Origin of the sequence: Micromonospora sp. NPDC127501, from assembly GCF_040302185.1 — a bacterium.
GTDB lineage: Bacteria > Actinomycetota > Actinomycetes > Mycobacteriales > Micromonosporaceae > Micromonospora.
This window is the reverse complement of the sequence record NZ_JBEORJ010000008.1, coordinates 1-14,937: the sequence shown is the minus strand read 5'-3', so window position 1 is coordinate 14,937 and position 14,937 is coordinate 1. Positions and strand designations below refer to the sequence as shown.

The window sequence follows — 14,937 nt, the reverse complement described above, 5'->3', positions numbered from 1 at the left end:
GACACGGGGGTACGTCGTTCGCTCACTGGGGCAGTCTAGGCAGCAGCGACGGGGCGTTGTCGCCGACGCCGTACTGCCCGGCCTTCTTCTCGGTGAGTTGCTGCACCAGGGCAAGGGTGGTGACCACCTGGCCCTGCACGGTGTTGGCGTTGTCGACCGTGGAAATGGTTTGCGCGAGCACCGGGTCGCCGCGCACCACGCCGACCAGGTTGCCACCGACGGAACCGTTGCCGCCCACCACGATCGCCCCGGTCCGGTCGAACTGCTCGGCGATCTTGACCACCGACTCGTCCCGCTTGTCGGAGTCCTTGTCGACGTACGGCTGACCGCTGACCACGACGACCGCCTCCGCCGAGGCGGTGACCTTGTTGCTGTCGGTGGTCAGGTAGCCGGCGTTGTTGTAGGCGGCGAGCACCGCCCGCCGGTCCGCGTCACTGACCGGCGCGACGCCCTGGGCCCGGTCCAGCAGGACGCTGGCCAGCAGCGCGCTGGAGGTTTCCACGCCGTGCCCGTTGCCCGGCAGGCCGGTGGTCTGCGCGGTCGGGCGGGCGGCGGTGACGGCCAACTCCAGCAGGTTGGAGTTGTTGTCCGGGTTGATGAACTTGTCCTGCAGGTCGACCTGACCGGTGATGGTGGCCCCGGCCTGCTGGAGCTTCTTGAGCACGCCCTCGGTGTGGTCACGCCCGTTGGGCAGGCTCAGCACCACGACCCGACGCCCGGAGAGGGTGCCGGGCAGGACGACCTGGGAGATCTCCTCGGCGAACTCCTCCTCCAGCGCGAGTTGCTTCTCCATGTTGCTGACCGTCTGGCGCCACTGCTGGTTGTCCTTGCGGAGCCCGGTGACCTGCTCCTTGAGCGAGTCGGCGACCGGGCCGTTGAGGGCGGCTGTGCCGACCACCAGGCCGATCGCCAGAGCCAGGAAGACCGCGGTGAGGGACACCACGTGGTAGCGGAAGTTGATCACGCTTGCAGCCTCTTGATCGGTCGGGAACTAGAAGAGCCGGTACAGCTGGAACACAAAATTGTCCCACCACTCGGCGACCACGCCCAGGTACGCCTTCCCGACGGTCGACACGGCCACCGCGGACGCCATCGCCGCGATCGCCGACAGCACCAGCAGCAGCAGCGACGAGCCGGAGATGCTCTGCCGGTAGAGCCGGCTCACCCCCTTGGCGTCGACCAGCTTGCCGCCGACCTTCAGCCGGGTCAGGAACGTCGAGGCCATCCCGCCGCGGCCCTTGTCGAGGAACTCCACGAGGGTGGCGTGGGTGCCGACCGCGACCAGGAGCGAGGCACCCTTCTCGTCGGCGAGCAGCATGGCCAGGTCCTCGCTGGTCGCCGCGGCCGGGAAGGTGATCGCCGGCACACCGAGGCCGTTGACCCGGGGCAGGCCGGGCGCACGCCCGTCCGGGTACGCGTGCACGATCACCTCGGCGCCGCAGCGCAGCACGTCGTCGGTGACCGAATCCATGTCCCCGATGATCATGTCGGGGGTGTAGCCGGCCTCGACCAGAGCGTCCGCGCCGCCGTCGACGCCGATGAGCACCGGCTTGAACTCCCGGATGTACGGGCGCAGCACGTCCAGGTCGGCCTTGTAGTCGTAGCCGCGCACCACGATCAGGCAGTGCCGACCCTGCATCTGGGTCTCGATGTCCGGCACTCCGACACCGTCGAGCAGCAGGTCGCGCTCCTGGCGCAGGTAGTCCATCGTGTTGGCGGCGAACGCCTCCAACTGCACCGACAGACCCTCCCGGGCGTCCGCCATCGCCTTGCCGACCGACTCGGCGTCCTGAAGGCTGCCGTGGGCCACCGGCTCGTCACCGGCGAAGACCGTGTTGCCCTCGATGCGCACCTGGTCGCCCTCGCGGATGCGCTCGAAGACGCCCTCACCCAGGTCGTCGAGGAGCGGAATGCCGGCGGCGATCAACACCTCCGGGCCGAGGTTCGGGTAACGGCCGGAGACCGAGGGCTTGGCGTTGAGCACCGCCGCGACCCCGACGGCGACGAGCGAGTCGGCCGCCACCCGGTCCAGGTCGACGTGGTCGATGACCGCGATGTCACCGGGGCGCAGCCGACCGACCAGGCGTTTCGTCCGGCGATCAAGGCGCGCGGTGCCGAGGACTCTGCCCGGTTCGGAGTTCCGGTTCCGGCGCAACGTGGGTAGACGCATCGTGACCATCCTGGCATGTGAGGCAGGCTTTTCTGTCGCGACATGCCTGAGCAGGGCCGCCTACCCAGGGAAGCACACACCGGCACAAGCCGGTGTGCTTGCGCTCACAATACGCGGGGTCACAACCGCCTTTCCTTGGCGGCCACTGCCAAAAGCTCCTCGGCGTGGGCGATACCCAGATCTGAATCGGGCAAACCCGCCAGCATGCGCGCCAACTCCCGAGCCCGCTCGGTGTCCTCCACCACCCGCACCCCGCTGGTCGTCACCGCGCCGCCGGTGTCCTTCGCCACCACCAGATGCCGGTCGGCGAACGCGGCCACCTGCGGCAGGTGCGTGACCACCAGCACCTGGTGACTACGGGCCAGTCGGGCCAGCCGGCGGCCGATCTCCACCGCCGCCTGCCCACCGACCCCCGCGTCGACCTCGTCGAAAACCAACGTGGGCGGGCCGCCGGAACCGGCGAACACGACCTCGATGGCGAGCATCACCCGGGACAGCTCACCGCCGGAGGCACCGCGCTGCAACGGCAGCGACGGCGCGCCCGGGTGGGCCAGCAACCGCAGCTCCACCTCGTCACCACCGTCCGGCGCGACACCCACCTCGACGCCGTTGACCGCAAGCGTCGGCTCCGCACGCCCGGCCGGACGGGGCAGCACCGCCACCTCGATCCGCGCGTGCGGCATGGCCAGCCCGGCCAACTCGACGGTGACCTGGTCGGCGAAGCGGACCGCCGCCTCCTGCCGGGAGGTGGACACCCGCCCGGCCAGGTCGGCCACCTCGACGGCGAGCCGCTGGCCCTCCCGCTCCAACTCGTCGAGCACGTCGTCGGACATGTCCAGGTCGGACAGTCGGGTGCGCGCCCGATCGGCCCAGGCGATCACCCCGTCGACGTCGTCGGCGTACTTGCGGGTCAACGCGCGCAGCGCCGCCCGCCGCTCGTAGACGTGCTGCAACCGGGCCGGGTCCGCGTCCAGCGTTGCCAGGTACGCCGACAACTCCGCGGACACGTCGGTGACCAGGGTGGCCGCCTCCTCCAGGCGGGCTGCCAGCTCACCGAGCGCCGGATCGGTGCCGGACTGCGCCTCCAGGGTCCGCCGGGCGGTGCCGAGCAGCGCCGCCGCGTCCGGGGTCTCCTCGGCGGCCTCCACGCCACCGGCCACGCACTGCTGGGCGATCTGCGCGGCCGTCCGCAGGCCCTCGGCGTGCTCCAGCCGTTGCGCCTCGGTCTTCAGCTCGTCGTCCTCGCCGGGCTGCGGATCGACCCGGGTGATCTCGTCGAGGCCCAACCGCAGCAGGTCGGCCTCCTGGTTGCGCTCGCGGGCGTTGCGCCGACGGTCGGCCAGGTCGTCGACGACCCGACGCCACCCCGTGTACGCCTCGCGCAGCGCGTCGAGCAGCTTCTCGTGCGCGGGGCCGGCGAACCGGTCCAGTGCGGCCCGCTGCTCGGCCGGGCGCAGCAGCCGCAGCTGGTCGGACTGGCCGTGCACGGCGACCGCCTGCTCGCCGACCTCACCGAGCATCGACACCGGCATGCTCCGACCGCCGACGTGGGCGCGCGAGCGCCCCTCCACCGTCACCGTGCGGCTCAGCAGCACCGAGCCGTCCTCGTCGGGTTCGCCGCCGGCCTCGATGATCCGCGCGTGCACGGCGTCGGCGACCCGCCCGTGCAGCCGCAGCCGCCCCTCCACCACCGCACGGCCGGGTTGGGCGCGGACCCGCCCGGCGTCGGCCCGGCCGCCGAAGAGCAGGCCGAGGCCGGTGACCACCATCGTCTTGCCCGCACCGGTCTCGCCGGTGATGACGTTCATGCCGCCGGTCAACGGCAGCGTGGTGTCTTCGATGACGCCCAGTCCGGTGATGCGCAGCTCTTCCAGCACAGCCACCGACAGTAGACGCGAGGCCCGACACTTGACCAGCCGACGGGCCCGGGTAGGGCCCGTACCCGGCCGACGTACAGTTCTGCCCCGTGTTGGACGTGATCGGCCTGACCTCGGCTGAAGAGGAGCTCTACCGCTGCCTGCTCCAGCTCACCACGGCCCGCATCGACGAGTTGGCCCGTCGCCTGCACCGGCCCCGTGAGCAGGTCGTCGCGCAGGTCGAGGCACTGCGCGGCAAGGGCCTCGTGCAGCGCAGCGACAACGACCCGGACGCCCCGCTGCGCCCGACAGCCCCGGACGTCGCCCTCGGCGGGACGCTGCTGCGACGCCAGGAGGACCTGGAGTCGGCCCGCCGACTGGTCACCCAACTGGCCGAGGAGTACCGCTCCGGGCTGCGCCGACACCACGTCGACCACCTGGTCGAGGTGATCACCGGCGCCCGGGTCCTGCGGGACCGCCTGCGCGACCTGCAGAACTCGGCGCGTACCGAGGTGCTCTGGTTCTGCCGGGCCAATCCCCTCGCCATGGCCGGCCCGGAGAATGTCGAGGAGTTCGACGCGCTGGCCCGTGGGGTGAGCTACCGGGCCATCTACGAGCGTGACCTGCTGCTGGAGCCGGGCGCGTTGGCCGACCTGGCCAAGGGGGTCGCCGCCGGGGAGCAGGCCCGCGTCTTGGACCGGCTGCCGGTCCGACTGGCCATCGTGGACGCCCGCACGGCCATCTGCCCGTTGGTGCCCGACCGCGACGGCGGCGAACCGAGCGCCGCCGTGATCGGCCGCAGTCAACTGCTCGACGCGCTGCTCGCCCTCTTCGAGAGCCACTGGCGGGTGGCCACCCGGCTGCGGCTCGACGACCCCCTCGCCGTCACGACCCCCGAGGCTCGACGGCCGGAGCCCGCCGACCAGCCGGGCGACGGTTACCAGCCCGACGCCGACGAGGCCCGGCTGCTGTCGCTGTTCGTGGCGGGCGTACCGGACAAGTCCATCGCCTCCCAGCTCGGGGTGAGCCGGCGGACCGTGCAACGGCGGATCGCCGACCTGATGGCCGCCGCCGGCGTGGACACCCGGCCCGGGTTGGCGTTCCAGGTGGCCCGACGCGGCTGGCTCTGACGCGAAAAGGGTCCGCCGTCGATCGACGGCGGACCCTCAACCGGCAGGGCGGGACGGCCAGGCCGCCCCGCCCCGTCCGATCAGCGCAGCCCGTACGCCTGGAGCACCGTCTGGTCGACGGTGTTCCCGGCCCGGTCGGCGGCGTGCACCCGCAGCGACACCGTTCCGCGCCCCGCCGGCACGGTCGCGGTGTACCGGGTGCCCGACCCCGTGGTCGGCGCGTTGCGCCAGGTGACGCCCCCGTCGAAGGAGACCTGCACCCGGACACTGGCACCGGTCGGCGCCGGCACCCCGGCCGGCTGCCGCAGGGTCAGCCCGAGCTGGTGCGGCCGGTTGCCGCGTACCGTGCCGCGCAGGTCGGCCGGCACCCGGTAGTCCACCTGGAGCAGCGACAACGCCTTGGCGGCGTCGCCCGCCGGTCGGGCCGAGGTGAACTCCCAGGCCGTGTCGGTCCGCGTGCCGTAACGCCAGTCGGCCGAGGACCGCTGCGTGGTCACGTCCAGGCGGTAGCGGGCGGCCCCGGCGGTCGTGGGCACCGACGCCCAGCCGTCGGAGAGGTCCGCGATCTGCTGCCCGTTGCGGCTGACCCGCGCCGTGACGGTGTCCGACTCCTCGCTCTCGCCGGCCACGCTGTAGTGCCCCTCGGCGTCGACGAACTCGGGCACCCGCAACTCCAGGTTGTCACCGGTGCGGGTGGGCACCGGCACCCCGCTGGCCGGGACGGCCGGACGGAGCACCGGCGTGTGCCAGGTCTCGGTCACCCGGTCGTCGGCGGCGTAACGCCGGGGCTGCTGGGTCAGGCCACCGGCCAGCTGCCCCCACTGCATGAACATCTGCTTGTGCAGCACCCGTTGCTGCCACCAGGAGTCCCCGGCACTGACGAACTCCTGCCGGGTGGTGCCGTTACGGACCATGCGCTGGTCGTCGTTCCAGGCGTACTCCTGCCACGGACGCCAGCCGAACCGCTCCTCGGTGGCCCAGCCCGCGCCCATGTCGCCGTAGCTCGCGGTCACCTCGGCGGTGTTCCTGGCGGTCACCGTGTGCACGACACGCTCCGGCACCCGGCCCTTCGACACCTGCCACACGTCGTACAGGTAGGGGCTGTCCACGGTCAGCGTCAGGTCCAGCGTCGCCCGACCCTTGCGCGCCGCCGCGATCAGCCGCTGCCCGTCGTCGTACGCGACCACCATCGACGGGATCGGCAGCCGGTCTCCGGTAGGCCGCCAGACCGTCCACGCGCTCTGGTCCTCTGGCCGGACGATCAGCACCGCAGCGGCGCCGGCTGCCGCGGCGGCGGCCACCTGCTCCTCTTCCGAGCGGTTCGGGTCGGCGCCGAGCAGCACGGCGGCGCCCCGCACCCGGGTCAGCTCGGCGGGGGTGCCGGTGCCGGCCGAGACCAGCGGCAGCTTCCGCCGACCGGTCGGCGCCGGCGACGTGCCCAGCAGGTTGATGTCCGACGGACCGGACACGCCGCTGATCTTCGCGTCCACCATGGGCGCGACGAGCTGCCATCGCGAGGCGAACTCGAACTCGCCCTGGCGCACCTGACGGGTCGGCGTGACGTTGACCTGCTGAACGGTGCTGTAGGCCATCACGCCGTGGTCGATCTGCCGGCCATTGCCCAGCACCCGGTGCACGTAGTAGCTGAGCGTGGCCCGCTGCTCGCTGGGCTTCGGCGTCTCGATCCGCACCGGTGTGCCCTTGCGCGCGTCGAGCACCACGGTCAGGTCCCGGTCGACGGTCACCTCTGGCTCGATGATCTGGGTCATCTGCTCGTCCAACGGGACGCCGTGCGTCACCAGCGCGGTCAGCACGTACGTGCCCTCCTCGACCTCCAGGGTGCCCTCGCCACCCCACATGCCCCAGAAGTCCGACTCGGGCTGCTCACCGAAGACGGTCAATCCCGGCGAGAGGCCCGGCTGACCCTGCCGGTCCAGCAGCTTGATGGTGAGTTGGTGCACGGGACCGCTGACGGTGAGCCCGACCGGGGTCCGTACCGCAACGCCGTCCGTGCCTGTCGCCACCAGCCAGCCACCGTGCGGGCCCCGGCCCAGCTTCGCCGGGTCGGCGCGCAGCGGCACGGCCACGCTGCCGCCCGCCGGCACGGTCACCTCGGCGGAGGTCACGGTGACCCCGTCGGGCTCGGCCACGCCGGTGTCCAGGTTGCGCAGTTCCAGGGCCAGTCGCAGGGTCTGCGCGGTCTTCGTGCCGTTGGTGTACGTCACGGTCCGCTCGACCGCCGCACCGCCGGTGGAGATCCGGCCGAAGTCCGCGGTGGCCGAGGCGTACACCCGCTGGCCGAGCGCCCGCGCCACGTCGACCCGACCGCCACCCTGCTCGAAGACGGTCAGCGCCGGGTTCGCCTTCGTGGTGCTGACCAGCGCGTCCTTGAGCTTCGCGGCGGCCCAGTCCGGGTGTTCCTGGGCGAGGATCGCCGCCGCTCCAGCCACGTGCGGGGTGGCCATCGAGGTGCCGGACGCGGTCGTGTACGCGTCGTCCACCGGCGTACCCATGGCGGTGCCGGCGGCCCGGGCGGCGACGATGCCGACGCCCGGCGCGGTGATCTCGGGCTTGAGACCGTTGTCGCCGAGGCGCGGGCCCCGGCTGGAGAACTCCGCCAGGTTGTCGGCACGGTCTACGGCGCCGACGGTGAGCGCCGCCGCGGCCGCGCCGGGCGCGCCGACGGTACGCGCGGCGCCCGCGTTGCCGGCGGCGACCACGAACAGCGCGCCGGTCTCAGCGGTCAGGTCGTTCACCGCCTGGCTCATCGGGTCGGTGCCGTCGGTGGGGTCGCCACCGAGGCTCATGCTGACCACCTTCGCGCCGGAGTGGGCGGCCCACTCCATGCCCGCGATGATGGACGAGCTGTAGCCGGAGCCAGCGTCGTCGAGCACCTTGCCGACCAGTAGCCGCGCACCCGGGGCGACACCCTTGCGCAACCCGTCGGACGCCGCCCCGCTGCCGGCGATGGTGGCGGCCACGTGGGTGCCGTGGCCGTGCCCGTCGCGGGCGCTGCCGCTGCCGGAGAAGTCCTGCGCCTCGGCGACCCGACCGGCCAGGTCGGGGTGGGTGGCGTCGACACCGGTGTCGAGCACCGCCACCTTCACGCCGGCACCGTCGCGCCCGGCCGCCCAGGCCGTCGGGGCGCCGATCTGCGGCACGGAGTGCTCCAGCGCCGGGCGGACCCGCCCGTCCAGCCAGATACGGGCGATGCCGGCACCCAGTCGGGGCGCGGCGGCAGTCGTGGTCCGGCTGGCCGGCGTACCGGCGAGCGTGGTCCACAGGTTGCCGAGGGCCCCCTTGCCGACCCGCAGCGCCGCGCCGTTGATGCTCTCCAACGGCCGGGCGTCGGTGGCACCGGCAAGCGGCTTGACCCGCCCGGCCGTCTGCTCCTGGTAGCGCACGATCAGTGGCAACGCGCCCTGCGCGGCGTCGCCGTATCCGTCGGCGGCCAACTCCTGCACGTCGAACAGGTTGGCGTCGAGGACCCCGCTCGAAACGTAGGGCACGGCGTCGCTGGGCAGCACCCGCAGCCGGCCGTCGACCTCCAGGGTCTGGAAGATGACGCGCTCGCGCCCGGGTCCCGGGCGGACAGTGGCGGCGAACCGGCCCGGCGCCGCGGGCGCGAGCTCGACCTGGTCGCCGGTGATCAGGGTGATGCGGACGGGTGCGTGCTGGGCGGGCGTGCCCGACGTCGGGCCGGTGGGCCGGGCGGGCGGGTCGGCGGACGCCGGTGCGGCGATGCCGACCACCAACGCGCCGACCGCGCCGACGGCGAGCCAGCGTGGGGACCAGTGCATGCGATGGGCTCCTCTACTCCTCCAGGCCCGCCATCCGTAGATGAGGGCCGATCGGAGTCTGCGTCGGAGCGTGTCACCAGGTCACTAGTCGCCAGCCGCCGCAGCGGCGACATGTCGTCAGGTGGACAACCGACATCCACCGACCGTGTGCCCCACGGTCACCGGCGGCTGCCACGCCAACCGTGCACGGGGAGGCCGAACTTGGCCACCAGCCGGTCGGTGAACGGGCGGGGACGCAGCCGCACGATGCGTACCGGCAGGGCGCCCCGACGCACCGTCACCCGCGCGCCGGGTGGCAGGTCGTAGACGCGCCGGCCGTCGCAGGAGAGCACGGCGAGGGTGGTGAACGGGTCCACGGTGATCACGAAGGTGGACGTCGGGGCCGTGACCAACGGGCGGCTGAACAACGCGTGCGCGCTGATCGGCACCAGCAGCAGCGCCTCCACCTCCGGCCAGACCACGGGGCCGCCACCGGAGAACGCGTACGCGGTGGAGCCGGTGGGGGTGGCGCAGACGACACCGTCGCAGCCGTAGCGCGACAGCGGCCGACCGTCCACATCGACGAGCAGCTCCAGCATCTGGGCCCGCTCGCCCTTCTCGATGCTGATCTCGTTGAGCGCCCAGGACTCGATGGTCGGCCCACCGTCGAACTCGGCCGTGACGTCCAGGGTCAGCCGCTCGTCGACCGTGTAGTTGCGGCCGACGACGTCCCGGACGGCGGTGTCCAGATCGTCGATCTCCGCCTCCGCCAGGAAGCCCACCTTGCCGAGGTTGATGCCGAGCAGCGGAGCCTTCGCGGGCCGGGCCAGCTCGGCGGCGCGCAGGAAGGTGCCGTCTCCACCGAGCGCGAAGACGATCTCGGCGCCCTCGGCGGCCTGCGGGCCGGCGACCGGCACCACGCCGGGCAGATCGAGGTCGTCGGCCTCGTCGGCGACCACCCGTACCTCGAAACCGGCGTCGATCAGGTCGGCGGCGACCGACCGGGCGTGCTCGGTGCTGCGCCGACGGCCGGTGTGGGTCACCAGCAGCGCGGTCCGGCTCATCGGGCCGCCCGCCCACGCCGGACCGGGCGGCGTCGCGCCACCGGCGCCGTCGCCTTGGCACGGCCGCGTGTCACCGTGCGGCCCGTTGCGGCGTCCTCACTGCGCGCGTTCACCCTGCGACCTCCTCCGCCGCCACGTCCGGCACCTCGCCGGCCGTCGTCGAGCCGTCCGGCCCGGCCGCAACCACGGCCCGCACCCGCTCCGGGTCGGCCGCTGGTGCGCCCCGGCGCAACCATACGAAGAACTCCACGTTGCCGCTCGGCCCGGGCAGCGGGCTGGCCGCCACGTCGGCCAGTCCGAGGCCGAGCCGCGCGGCCGCCGCGGCCACGTCCAGCACCGCTTCGGCGCGCAGCTCCGGATCGCGGACCACACCGCCGGCGCCGACCCGGTCCTTGCCGACCTCGAACTGCGGCTTGACCATCAGTGCCAGGTCACCGTCGTCGCGGGTGCAGCCGGCCAGCGCCGGCAGCACCAGTCGCAGCGAGATGAACGACAGGTCGGCCACCGTGAGGTCGACCGGGCCGCCGATCGCGTCAGCGTCGAGGGTACGGACATTCGTGCGCTCCAGGACGCGGACCCGATCGTTGGTGCGCAGCGGCCAGGCGAGCTGCCCGTAGCCGACGTCCACGGCCACCACCTCGGCCGCGTCGGCGCGCAGCAGCACGTCGGTGAACCCACCGGTCGACGCTCCCGCGTCCAGGCAACGCCGCCCGGCCACGTGCAGCCCACCGGGGGCGAACGCGGCCAGCGCGCCGGCGAGCTTGTGCCCGCCTCGGGAGACGTACTCCTCAGCGGGGTCCGCACCGGTCACCAGGAGCGGGTCGGCGGGGTCGACCATCGCGGCCGCCTTGCGGGCGACCACGCCCCGCAGTTGGACCCGGCCGGCCTCCACCAGCGCGGCGGCCTGCTCACGGGAGCGGGCCAGACCGCGGCGGACGAGTTCGGCGTCCAGCCGGTTACGACGTGCCATGGGTGGTTCTCCGGTCTGCTCAGGCCTGGTCGTCCCGCTCAGGTCTGGTCGATGGTGGCGAGGGTTTCCCGCAGCGTCTCGTAGGCCGCCTCGTACTGGGCGATCTGGTCGGCGGGAGCGAGCGTCGCCGCGTTGGCGATGGCCCGCACGGCGGCGTCCACCGCCGGATGCCGTGTCTCGTCGTCCCCGAGATCCGGCGGCGGCCCGGGGCGGGCACCCATCGGCGGAGCTGGCCGGGCGGGGAACGAGCCGCCGGCCGGCGGACCGGGCCGGGCCGGGAAGGACCCGCCGGGCGGTGGACCGGGCCGGGTCATTCGGCGTCGTCCGGCCGCTGCTTGCGAACCGCCGCTTTCTTGGCGGGCATCACGGCCGGCGTCGGGACGTCCTCGTCGGCGGTCCGGCTGATCGTCGCCGGCGACCTCTTGGCGATGGCCTTCTTGGCGACCGCCTTCTTCGCCACTGCCTTCTTCGCCACCGGCGCGGAGACCGGGGCACCGGCCGACGCGTCGGACGGCACGAGCCCGGCACCGGGCCGCGCGGCGACGGTCGGGTCGGGTTGCGGCGTGGGGCCGGCGGTGGGCGCGCCGGCCGGCTCGGCGGACCGCGCCTCCCGTAGCTGCCGTTCCAGGTCGTGCACCCGCCGGGTCAGCTCGGCCACCTCGTCGGCGGTGGCCAGACCGACCGCACCGAGGGCCCGGTCGACCTCGAAGCGCACCAGCTTGGTCAGCGCCTCCCGGTTGGCGGCGCCGGTGGTGACCAGTTCCTCGCCGAGGGCCTGGAGTTGGGCGGCGGTCGCGCCGCCGGAGCCGACGAGGCGACGCGCCACGTCCTGGGCCTTCTTCCGGGGCGCCTCCGCAAGGCCCATGGCCAGCTCGAGGTAGGCGCGCCACGCGTCCTGCATGCCTGAGTCCTTCCACGGGGCGGGGTGTGCAGGTGTCACGCTACCGGGCACCCCGGACCGACCCGTGCGGTACGGTGCCGAGGACGGCGTGGCGATCAAAAGGGGGAGATGTGGCCAGCGTGGACGAGTGCCGGCAGGCGTTGCAGGAGCTGGCCGCCCGGTTGGATCGCAACGCCGAGACGGTGCGCGAACGGATCGACCTGGACCGGACGCTGGCCTGCCGGATCACCGACCTGGACACCGCGTTCCACGGCCGGATCACCGGTGGTCGGCTGGTCGAGCTGACCGACGGCGACGACCCCAAGGCCAAGATCGCGTTGAGCACGTCCAGCGACGACCTGCTCGCCCTGGTCCGGGGCGACCTGGACGTCACCAGCGCGGTGACCTCCCGCCGGGTGTCGATCAAGGCCAACCCGTTCGACCTGCTGAAGCTGCGCAAGCTGCTCTGACAGCCGGCCGGCTCACGCCGCCGCGGTCAGACCGAAACTCTCCACCGCGTGGGCCGCGTCCGGGCCCACCGGACGGATCTTCGGTAGCGCCGGCACCGACGCCGACCAGGCCACCGCGCAGAGCGCCGCCAGGGCGTCCAGCGGCCGACCGGCCCCGGCCAGCTCCAGCGTGCCGTGCCGGTCGGTCACGGACCAGCCGCCGGCGTCCGCCGGGCCCGGGACCCGCACGGCGGCAGCCGGGTCAAAGAGCCCCGCCAGGTCTTTCGCGACGTACGTGGGACGTCGCCTCGGCTCGGCGGCCAGCAGCTCCGGTACGCCGCTGACGCCGGTGAGCACGAGCAGGCTGTCCAGCCCGGCCCGGCGGGCGCCCTCGATGTCGGTGTCCAGCCGGTCACCCACCACCAGGCTCCGCCCACCGCCGCTGCGCCGGGCGGCGGTCTCGAACAGCGCCGGCTCCGGCTTGCCGACCACCACGTCGGGGTCCCGCTCCAGTGCCGTCCGCAGCACGGCGACCAGCGAACCGTTGCCGGGCAGTGGTCCCCGTCCACTGGGCAGGGTCCGATCGGTGTTGGTGGCGATCCAGATCGCACCCGCCCGCACCGCTACCGACGCTTCAGCCAGTTCGGCCCAGCCGACCTGCGGGCCGTACCCCTGCACCACCGCGGCTGGCTTCTCATCGGCCTGGGTGACCGGGTTCAGGCCGACCGCGCGCAGCTCCGCGCGCAGCGCTTCCGCGCCGACCACCAGCACCGACGCGCCGGCGGGCAGCCGGTCGCGCAGCAACTCGGCCGAGGCGGCGGCGGAGGTGAGGACCTCCTCCGGCCGGGCCGGCACGCCCATCCCGGTCAGCAGGTCCGCGACCTCGCTGGACCGGCGGGACGCGTTGTTGGTGGCGTACGCCACCGCCCGTCCCTCGGCGTGCAGCCGGGCCACCGTCTCGACGGCGCCGGGGATCGGCCGGTCGATCAGGTAGATCACGCCGTCCAGGTCGAAGACGACCAGGGTGTACCCGTCGACCAGCCGCTCCTCCACGCCCGCGCTCACCGCTGCGTCGACCCCGACTCGTCGTCCCGGGCCGGCACGGTCCCGTCGGCGTTCGCCGCGTCGCCGTTCGCCGCGTCCCCGTCCGTCACGCCGCTGTCTCCAGTGGTGGCCGCGTCGGCGTTGCCGCTCTCGGTGGGGTGACGATCCTCGTCCTCGTCGTCGAAGCCTTCGTCGTCAGCGGGGCGGCCGACAGCGTCGTCCTCCTCGTCGTCGTCGAAGTCCTCGTCGTCATCGTCGTCATCGTCATCGTCGTCGTCGTCGTCGTCATCGTCGTCGTCGTCGTCATCGTCGTCGTCGTCGTCGTTCGCCTCGCCGGCCAGGTCGGCGTCGGGTCGAGCCGGCACCGCGCCGGGAGCGCCCGGGCCCGCGGCGATCTCCTCGGCGGCCTCGTCCTCGTCGTCACCCTCGATGACCACGCCGTCGAGTTCGAGCAGCCGCTCGGCGGCATCGGTCTCGCCCTCGGTGTCCACGTCGGCAGCGCGGGAGAACCATTCGCGGGCCTCCTCGCGCCGGCCCACCGCGAGCAGCGCGTCGGCGTACGCGTACCGCAGCCGGGCCGTCCACGGCACGGTGGCCTCGTTGGTGAGGTCCGGAACCTGGAGCATCGCGACCGCGGCGTCCTTCTGCCCGAGGTCACCCCGCGCGCCGGCGGCGACGATCAGCAGTTCGATCGCCACGGCCTGGTCCAGCTTCTCCCGGTCCGCGCCACGGAACAGATCAATGGCCCGTTCCGGCCGGCCGAGAGCCCGCTCGCAGTCCGCGAGCACGGCCAGGTGGCTCTGCAATCCGCTCATCCGGTGGTACGTGCGCAGCTCGGCGATCGCCGACTGCCACTCCCCCGCGCGGTACGCGGCCAGGCCGACCGCCTCACGGACAGCGGAGATGCGCGACGCGAGCCGCCGGGCGGCCAGCGCGTGCGCCAACGCCTCGGCCGGATCCTCGTCGATCAGCTGCCCAGTGGCGACCAGGTGCCGGGCCACCGTCTCGGCGACCGGCTTGTTCAGCGAGAGCAGCTCAGCACGAACGTCCTTGTCGAGGTCGGTCGCGACAATGTCGTCCGGTAGCGCCGGAGCCGAGATACGCCCACCCTCGGACGATTCGGAGCCACCCGTGCGGTCATCGCGACGGAACTCCCCGTCGCGGCGCGGCCGCTCGTCGGACCGGAAACCGCCGGTACGCTCTCCGCCCCGGTAACCGCCCTCGCGGTCACCGCCACGGAAACCACCCTCACGCGGGGCGCCCGAGCGCGAGCCATCACGGTCCCCGCCACGGAAGCCGCCTTCGCGACGGTCGCCGCCCCGGAAGCCGCCCTCACGGGGAGCGCTGGAACGCGAGCCATCGCGGTCACCACCGCGGAAACCACCCTCACGGGGAGCACTGGAACGCGAGCCATCACGGTCGCCGCCCCGGAAGCCGCCTTCGCGGCGGTCGCCGCCACGGAAACCACCCTCACGGTCACCGCCACGGAAGCCACCCTCACGGGGCGGGCCGGAACGAGTGCGGTCGCCGCCCTGGTAACCGCCCTCACGACGGTCACCACCACGGAAACCACCGTCGCGGTCACCACCGCGGAA

At 73.3% G+C, this 14,937-nt stretch carries 12 protein-coding genes; 2 read left to right on the top strand and 10 right to left on the bottom strand.

Annotated features, from left to right (window positions below):
* Positions 1 to 22 precede the first annotated feature (22 nt).
* From ABTW72_RS19255 to recN, 3 genes are all read right to left on the bottom strand, one after another.
* A complete protein-coding gene (locus ABTW72_RS19255) occupies positions 23 to 964 on the bottom strand; it encodes a copper transporter (protein ID WP_091407269.1) in 942 nt (313 codons plus the stop codon).
* 27 nt (positions 965 to 991) lie between these two features.
* On the bottom strand, positions 992 to 2,170 hold the full coding sequence (gene steA, locus ABTW72_RS19250) for a putative cytokinetic ring protein SteA (protein ID WP_091407271.1): 1,179 nt from the start codon (positions 2,168 to 2,170) through the stop codon (positions 992 to 994).
* Between the two features lie 119 nt (positions 2,171 to 2,289).
* Entirely contained in the window at positions 2,290 to 4,047 is a 1,758-nt protein-coding gene (gene recN, locus ABTW72_RS19245; protein ID WP_350860990.1) for a DNA repair protein RecN, read from the bottom strand.
* 89 nt (positions 4,048 to 4,136) lie between these two features.
* On the opposite strand from recN, the gene ABTW72_RS19240 reads away from it, so the two are divergent.
* The gene (locus tag ABTW72_RS19240) at positions 4,137 to 5,156 is read left to right on the top strand and encodes a helix-turn-helix domain-containing protein (protein WP_350860513.1); all 1,020 of its coding nucleotides are present in this window, start codon (positions 4,137 to 4,139) and stop codon (positions 5,154 to 5,156) included.
* Between the two features lie 80 nt (positions 5,157 to 5,236).
* Here ABTW72_RS19240 and ABTW72_RS19235 read toward each other — a convergent pair whose 3' ends face one another.
* From ABTW72_RS19235 to ABTW72_RS19215, 5 genes are all read right to left on the bottom strand, one after another.
* Positions 5,237 to 8,956, bottom strand: coding sequence for a S8 family serine peptidase (locus ABTW72_RS19235; RefSeq protein WP_350860511.1), 3,720 nt, complete (start codon positions 8,954 to 8,956; stop codon positions 5,237 to 5,239).
* Between the two features lie 158 nt (positions 8,957 to 9,114).
* Positions 9,115 to 9,999, bottom strand: coding sequence for an NAD kinase (locus ABTW72_RS19230; RefSeq protein ID WP_091407282.1), 885 nt, complete (start codon positions 9,997 to 9,999; stop codon positions 9,115 to 9,117).
* A gap of 109 nt (positions 10,000 to 10,108) precedes the next feature.
* Positions 10,109 to 10,969, bottom strand: a complete 861-nt coding sequence (locus ABTW72_RS19225; protein ID WP_350860509.1) for a TlyA family RNA methyltransferase — start codon at positions 10,967 to 10,969, stop codon at positions 10,109 to 10,111.
* A gap of 38 nt (positions 10,970 to 11,007) precedes the next feature.
* On the bottom strand, positions 11,008 to 11,283 hold the full coding sequence (locus tag ABTW72_RS19220) for a hypothetical protein (RefSeq protein WP_350860508.1): 276 nt from the start codon (positions 11,281 to 11,283) through the stop codon (positions 11,008 to 11,010).
* Positions 11,280 to 11,870, bottom strand: a complete 591-nt coding sequence (locus ABTW72_RS19215) for a phasin family protein (RefSeq protein ID WP_350860506.1) — start codon at positions 11,868 to 11,870, stop codon at positions 11,280 to 11,282. Before ABTW72_RS19215 ends, ABTW72_RS19220 begins: the two co-directional genes overlap by 4 nt.
* A 110-nt stretch (positions 11,871 to 11,980) precedes the next feature.
* On the opposite strand from ABTW72_RS19215, the gene ABTW72_RS19210 reads away from it, so the two are divergent.
* A complete protein-coding gene (locus tag ABTW72_RS19210) occupies positions 11,981 to 12,319 on the top strand; it encodes an SCP2 sterol-binding domain-containing protein (protein ID WP_088947517.1) in 339 nt (112 codons plus the stop codon).
* Positions 12,320 to 12,331: 12 nt separating this feature from the next.
* On the opposite strand, the gene ABTW72_RS19205 is transcribed toward ABTW72_RS19210, so the two are convergent.
* Both ABTW72_RS19205 and ABTW72_RS19200 read right to left on the bottom strand, forming a co-directional pair.
* On the bottom strand, positions 12,332 to 13,363 hold the full coding sequence (locus tag ABTW72_RS19205) for an HAD-IIA family hydrolase (protein WP_350860504.1): 1,032 nt from the start codon (positions 13,361 to 13,363) through the stop codon (positions 12,332 to 12,334).
* Complete coding sequence (locus ABTW72_RS19200) at positions 13,360 to 14,343, bottom strand: tetratricopeptide repeat protein (RefSeq protein WP_350860988.1); 984 nt, start codon at positions 14,341 to 14,343, stop codon at positions 13,360 to 13,362. Before ABTW72_RS19200 ends, ABTW72_RS19205 begins: the two co-directional genes overlap by 4 nt.
* Positions 14,344 to 14,937: the final 594 nt, after the last annotated feature.